Annotated in this window: 5 protein-coding genes; all 5 read left to right on the forward strand. The window is 43.4% G+C overall.

The genetic code is table 11. The features are described from left to right. Nucleotides 1–23 precede the first annotated feature (23 nt). On the forward strand, nucleotides 24–971 hold the full coding sequence (locus tag EDD57_RS11270) for a ribose-phosphate diphosphokinase (protein WP_131849545.1): 948 nt from the start codon (nucleotides 24–26) through the stop codon (nucleotides 969–971). Nucleotides 972–1,042: 71 nt separating this feature from the next. Next, nucleotides 1,043–1,600 (forward strand): aminoacyl-tRNA hydrolase, encoded by a 558-nt coding sequence (gene pth / locus EDD57_RS11275; protein ID WP_131849546.1) that lies wholly within the window; start codon nucleotides 1,043–1,045, stop codon nucleotides 1,598–1,600. Between the two features lie 68 nt (nucleotides 1,601–1,668). After that, the gene (locus EDD57_RS11280) at nucleotides 1,669–1,899 is read left to right on the forward strand and encodes an anti-sigma-F factor Fin (protein ID WP_072333025.1); all 231 of its coding nucleotides are present in this window, start codon (nucleotides 1,669–1,671) and stop codon (nucleotides 1,897–1,899) included. A gap of 119 nt (nucleotides 1,900–2,018) precedes the next feature. Further along, a complete protein-coding gene (gene mfd / locus EDD57_RS11285; RefSeq protein WP_424205834.1) occupies nucleotides 2,019–5,567 on the forward strand; it encodes a transcription-repair coupling factor in 3,549 nt (1,182 codons plus the stop codon). Next, on the forward strand, nucleotides 5,545–6,510 hold the full coding sequence (locus EDD57_RS11290) for a peptidylprolyl isomerase (RefSeq protein WP_131849547.1): 966 nt from the start codon (nucleotides 5,545–5,547) through the stop codon (nucleotides 6,508–6,510). Before mfd ends, EDD57_RS11290 begins: the two co-directional genes overlap by 23 nt. Nucleotides 6,511–6,675 lie beyond the last annotated feature (165 nt).

The following is a 6,675-nucleotide window of genomic DNA, read 5'->3' on the forward strand; positions in this document are numbered from 1 at the left end:
ACAAATTCGGAGGCATTCATCACATGTCAGTTAATCGCTCACGTTTACAGATATTTAGTTGTAATTCAAACCCAGATTTGGCGCAGAAAATTTGTGATCATATTGGTATTCCTCTTGGAGATGCTCAAGTTGGAAAGTTTAGCGATGGAGAAATCCATATTAAGTTGAATGAAAGTGTTCGAGGTTCGGATGTATATGTGATCCAATCTACATGTAACCCTGTCAATCAAAACCTTATGGAAATGTTAGTGATGGTAGATGCACTGAAACGGGCATCTGCGGGGACAATTAATGTTGTACTGCCTTACTATGGCTATGCAAGACAGGATCGTAAAGCGCGTGCTCGTGATCCGATTACGGCGAAGCTAGTGGCGAATTTAATTGAAACAGCAGGTGCAAATCGAGTCATCACGATGGATCTTCATGCCACCCAGATTCAGGGCTTTTTTAACATCCCTGTCGATCATTTGTTGGGTGTGCCAATTTTAGCAGAATATTTCCAGAGTAAAAATCTTGAGGATGTTGTCGTGGTTTCTCCAGATCATGGGGGCGTGATTCGTGCTCGTCGATTGGCAGAGCGTCTAGGAGCTCCGATCGCGATTATCGATAAGCGTCGCCCAGAGCCTAATGTGTCCGAAGTGATGAATATCGTGGGTGATGTTAGCGGGAAAACAGCGATTATTATCGACGATTTGATCGATACAGCAGGAACGATTACGTTGGCGGCAAATGCAATCTTAGATAAAGGTGCTAAAGAAGTATTTGCTTGCTGTACGCATCCTGTGTTCTCGGGTCCGGCGATTTCACGTATCCGTGAAGCGAATATTACCGAGATGGTGGTAACGGATACCATCCCGCTACCGGGTGATAAAATGTTAGATAAAACGAAAATCCTATCAGTCGCTCCGTTAATAGGCGAAGCAATCATGCGTGTTCATCATGAACAATCAGTAAGTAAGCTATTCGACTAAGTTTGTAGAGATGGCACAACTTCTCAAGAAGGGGTTGTGCCATTTTTTACATAGAGATGAGGCAGAGGAACATGAAGTTAATCGTAGGTTTAGGGAATCCAGGGAAGAAATATGAGTCTACACGCCATAATATTGGTTTCTGGGCGATTGACCGATTAAGTGAGCGGTGGGGAATCCCGCTAAATAGAGAAAAGTGGAAGGGAATCGTCGGGGAAGGGGTGGTACGTGGGGAGAAAGTCATCCTATTAAAGCCGATGACTTATATGAATTTATCAGGTGAATCGATTCGCCCTGCGATTGACTGGCTCAAGATGGATATAGAGGATCTGGTTATCATCTATGATGAGATGGATCTACCACTCGGAGAGGTGCGCCTACGTACGAAAGGGAGTGCGGGAGGTCATAACGGGATGAAGTCGACCATCGCGCATCTAGGAACAGATCAGTTTAAACGAATTCGTCTGGGAATTGGTAGACCAATTTCGCTTGCGGTGCCAGACTATGTGCTATCGCCGTTTTCGAAGGAAGAGATGCCCTTTGCTGAGGGTGCTGCCGATCGTGCATCCCAGGCCGTTGAGACATGGGTGGAGGAATCGTTTTTATTAGCCATGAATCGATTTAATGGATGAGATTAGAATACATCTTCTTCTAACGGCAATACTAAGACCAAATTGATTTCCTTAAGGAGGAGATCTACTTGGCTTGGGAATATGTTTGCCCCCATTGTCAATTGGTTCAAGGACGCTTTGAGCAGAGTCAAGTGTCCGATGTTCAACTGGGACTGGATCGGTTGACCCCAGAAGAATGGCAGGATATAATAACCAATGATGAAGATGGTACGAATCGGATTTGGGTAACCTGCGACACATGTCAGCAGGTTTTTGACCAATATCCAGAGCGAACCGTGTTACCCCACCTCTATTCGTAATGGCTGGCTGGGGTTATGGGTCATGAAATGATTTTCAGATAAATCCAAAAAAATAGCCTTAGCGATCGCAAGCTAAGGCTTCTTTTTTCTAGATATGATGGAATTTGAGGAGGAACAATGTGGGACCGCTCGTCTATCTGATGGAACAAGATCGAGATTTCCAGTCAACCTTAGTAGGACTGGAACAAGGCTTTAGAGAACAGCTGGTAACCGGATTAACGGGAACGGCGCGTTGTGTATATATAGCGGCGCTCTACCAAAAGACGAAACGCCCGCTTCTTTTGGTTGCGCATAATTTGAACCAAGCACAAAAAATGGTGGAAGACCTCCAAGAGCTACTACCAAAAGAAGAAGTTCTTCTTTATCCAGCAAATGAATTAGTGACAACGGAAATCGCATTGGCAAGTCATGATACATTGCCTGAACGGATTGATGTATTGTCAAAACTTTCAAAAGGATTTCGAGGGGTATTAGTGGTTCCTTTCTCTGGACTTCGAAAATTATTTCCCTCGAAGAAGATTTTTGAAAGAAGTCATATTGAAATTGAAGTGGGAGCAAACTTGCCGATTGATCCGTTAGTGGAGCAATTGGTGAATTTAGGTTATGAACGCGTTGAGCTGGTAGAAAAGCGTGGTGAATTTAGTGTTCGTGGTGGGATTGTGGACATCTATCCTGTACCTTTTGTAGATCCCGTTCGGATTGAGTGGTTTGATGATGATGTGGATTCGATTCGCACGTTCCACGTAACTTCACAACGATCTGTGGAGAAAGTGAATTCGATTACGGTTCCACCTGCTCGTGAGTTATTCGCCAGTCAAGATATGTTAAAGCAGTCCGCAGAGCGAGTAAATGAGATGTTACAAGCGCGATTAAAAAAAGTTCAAGATGAAACCTTGCGTGAGAAACTTAAGGAGCAGATCGGTTGGGATGTAGAGCAGCTTCGTCAAGGGATGATGGTGACGGGGATTTATAAGTATGTTTCTCAGATCTACCCAGATTATCATAGTTTAATTGATTATATGCCTGCGGATACATTTATTGTTTTAGATGAACCGATGAGAATTGGGGAAAGCGCTCGTCAGATGGAGCGTGAAGAAGGGGAATGGCAGACGGCTTTATTGCAACAAGGGGAGTTCCTGCCCCAGTTAAAAGTCTCGCTTTCGTTTGATGAAGTGGTTTCGCATACGGGGCATCCTCGCGTTTATCTCTCTTTATTTATGAGACAGATCCCAAGTGCACAACCTCAAAACATTGTCCAATTCATTTGTAAAGGAATGCAACAATTCCATGGTCAGATGCATGTTTTGAAAGCGGAATGGGACCGTTTCGTCAAAGCGAATTATCGGGTTATTTTTACGGCGAGTAGTGGAGAGCGGCTCGAGCGACTGGAAAGAGTTCTCTCTGATTATGGAATGGATGTGCATCGGGATAATTCAGAACAACCCCCTTTACCAGGTAAGCCGGTTGTCCGTTTGCATGCCCTTCAAAGTGGATTTGAACTGGGTTCGATGCGACTTGTCGTGATTACAGAAAGTGAAGTATTTACGCAAAAACAACGACGCCCTCGTCGATCTAGCAAACTAGATCACGCTGAAAAAATTAAGGATTACCAAGATTTAAAGCCTGGAGATTATGTGGTACATGTCAATCACGGAATTGGTCGCTATATAGGGATTGAAACGCTAAATGTGGGCGGATTGCATAAAGATTATCTACATATTCAATATGCGAGTAATGATAAGCTCTATGTACCTGTTGAACAGATTGATCTGGTTCAAAAGTATGTGGGGGCGGAAGAGAAAACACCTAAGGTATATAGTTTGGGTGGTAGTGAATGGAGCAAGGTAAAGAACAAAGTTCGTACCTCTGTGCAAGATATCGCGCAAGATTTAATCGAGTTATATGCACAACGCCAAGAAGCAAAAGGGTACTCTTTTCCAAGAGACTCATCGTTACAACGGGATTTTGAAGCGATGTTCCCGTATGAAGAGACCCCTGACCAATTACGTTCCATAGAAGAGATTAAGAAGGATATGCAGAGTAGTCAATCAATGGATCGGCTTTTGTGTGGGGATGTAGGTTATGGGAAGACAGAAGTGGCAGTGCGAGCAGCTTTTAAGGCGGCTATGGATGGTAAACAGGTGGCTTTACTCGTTCCGACGACGATTCTGGCACAACAGCATTATGAAACGTTTCGAGAGCGATTTGCTGATTTCCCTGTGCAAGTTCGGGTGATGAGTCGTTTTCGTTCACGAAAGGAACAGAAAGAGACATTGGACGGTTTGAAGAACGGGATCGTTGATATCGTCATTGGAACGCATCGACTGCTATCTAAAGAGATTCATTATAAAGATCTAGGACTACTTATTATCGATGAAGAGCAACGATTTGGTGTCAAACACAAAGAAAAGATCAAACAGCTCAAACATAATATTGATGTCTTAACCCTTACAGCTACCCCGATTCCGCGTACACTCCACATGGCGATGATGGGGGTAAGGGATCTCTCTGTCATTGAAACTCCGCCAGAGAATCGCTTCCCTGTTCAGACATATGTCTTGGAGTATTCAGGTGCCTTAGTGCGGGAAGCGATTGAACGTGAGATGGCGCGGGATGGACAGGTGTATTTCCTCTATAATCAAGTTCATAATATCGACCAGATGGCCGAACAGATTCGGATGTTGGTGCCCGAAGCACGGGTGGCGATCGCTCACGGCCAGATGAATGAAAATGAGTTAGAAAAGACGATGCTCGACTTCCTAGATGGTGAGTACGATGTCTTAGTCAGTACGACGATTATTGAGACAGGGGTCGATATTCCAAATGTGAATACACTTATCATCCATGACGCAGATAAGATGGGACTATCACAGTTGTATCAGCTACGAGGCCGTGTGGGTCGTTCGAATCGGATTGCGTATGCCTATTTCACGTACCAGAGGGATAAAATTTTATCGGAAACTGCTGAGAAACGTCTACAAGCGATTAAAGAGTTTACGGAGCTTGGATCTGGGTTTAAGATTGCGATGCGAGATCTATCCATCCGTGGAGCAGGAAATCTGCTCGGGGCCGAACAGCATGGACACATTGCTACGGTTGGATTTGAACTATATAGCCAGATGCTAAAAGAGGCTGTAGCTGAAATCCAAGGGAAGACACCAGTTGAAGAGAAAGAGATTCAAATTGAGATGAGTGTAGATGCGTATCTGCCTTCCGATTACATTCGTGATGAGAAACAAAAAATTGAGTTGTATAAAAAGATTCGTGCTGTTACAGAGCTGGACGCAGTGGTAGAGTTAGAAGAGGAGATGGAAGATCGCTTTGGTGATTTGCCTGAACCTGTACAAAACCTGCTTAAAGTTGCTAAAATCCGTGCTTATGCCATTCAGTATGGGATGGAGAGTATTGACCAAAAAGGCACAGAAATCACCTTGAGGTTACGGGAAGAAGAAAATCAACGGATAGATGGACAGAAGTTATTTAAGATTGCCCAAAACTTCCCAGGTCGAATTCGGCTTGCGGCGGGGCAAAAGATTGGGATAACATTTAAAATGGCAGGTCTGTCTACTCGTGCCGTCCTAGAAATGATTGAACAGTTTCTGATACAATATGAGACAGTACCGAAAATGAGAGGGGTCGAACCAAATGTCACAGTTCCGAAAGCGTAGATGGGTTGCAGGGATTATTGCTCTTGCACTTGTCTTATCATCTTTAGCCGCAGCATGTACGTCTAAAAAAGAAACGGAAAAGAAGCCGGATGCAGCGGATCAAGCAATGAAGCTTCCAGAGTTTAAACCTTTTGATACCAAGAGTACGAAAGTAATTGCTGAGTACGAGGGTGGTAAAGTAGAAGAAGGCAAGTTTAATGCTTTCTTAAACGTTGTTGCCTTCCTGCAACCTCAAACGGCTCCAGGACTTGCAGATCCGAAAGCAAAAGAAGAGATGATAAAAAATTATGCGAGCTTCCACTTTGTAGCAGATAAAGATCCGAGTAAAAAAGGCGATTTTGTGAAAAAGGCAGAAGAGACTTTTAAGAAAGATGAGCCAGAAGTCTTGAAGATGTATCAGGCATCAGGAAGTAAGGCGAAATCAGTGGATGAGGTTTTGAAAGAAAGAGGCACTACACGTGAGGACCTCAAAGAAATCCTTGGTTTACTCTCACAACGCGAAGAGTATATCTATAACAATTTCGACTATGAAGACGCTAAGTTAAATCACATCTTGATTGGTCTTGAGCTTCCAGACGGTAAGAAAAGAACGGATGAAGAAGCGAAGAAACGTGCTTTAGAAGTAAAGCAGAAGCTAGAAAAAGGTGGAGATTTCAAAGCGCTTGCTAAAGAATTCTCTGACGATCCGGGATCCAAAGAAAATGCAGGCTCTTATGAAGGAGCTACAGGCCAGTTTGTACCCGAATTTAAAAAAGCAGCCGAAACTCTTCCTTTAAATAAAATTAGTGACCCAGTCAAAACAGATTATGGTTACCATGTTATGAAAGTAACAGAGCGTGCTACCAAGAAGTTGAAAGATGTTAAAGATGAGCAAAAGCGTGCTCAGTACGCAGGACCTGCTTTTGAAAAGTTCTTGAAAGACTTTAAGGTAAAAATTTTATAATTTGACCTGCTCAAACAGCTAAAAAACACGCCTCCAGATGCTTCATTCTAGGGGGCGTGTTTCTATTTGTAACTAGGGTGTGTCTTAAAACTATTTTCTATCTCACTGAGCCAGTCTAAAAATGGAAGCCAGATATACAAACGCCAAAAAAGAGGTGGCTAACTT

This window comes from Baia soyae, assembly GCF_004341445.1.
Lineage (GTDB): Bacteria > Bacillota > Bacilli > Thermoactinomycetales > Thermoactinomycetaceae > Baia > Baia soyae.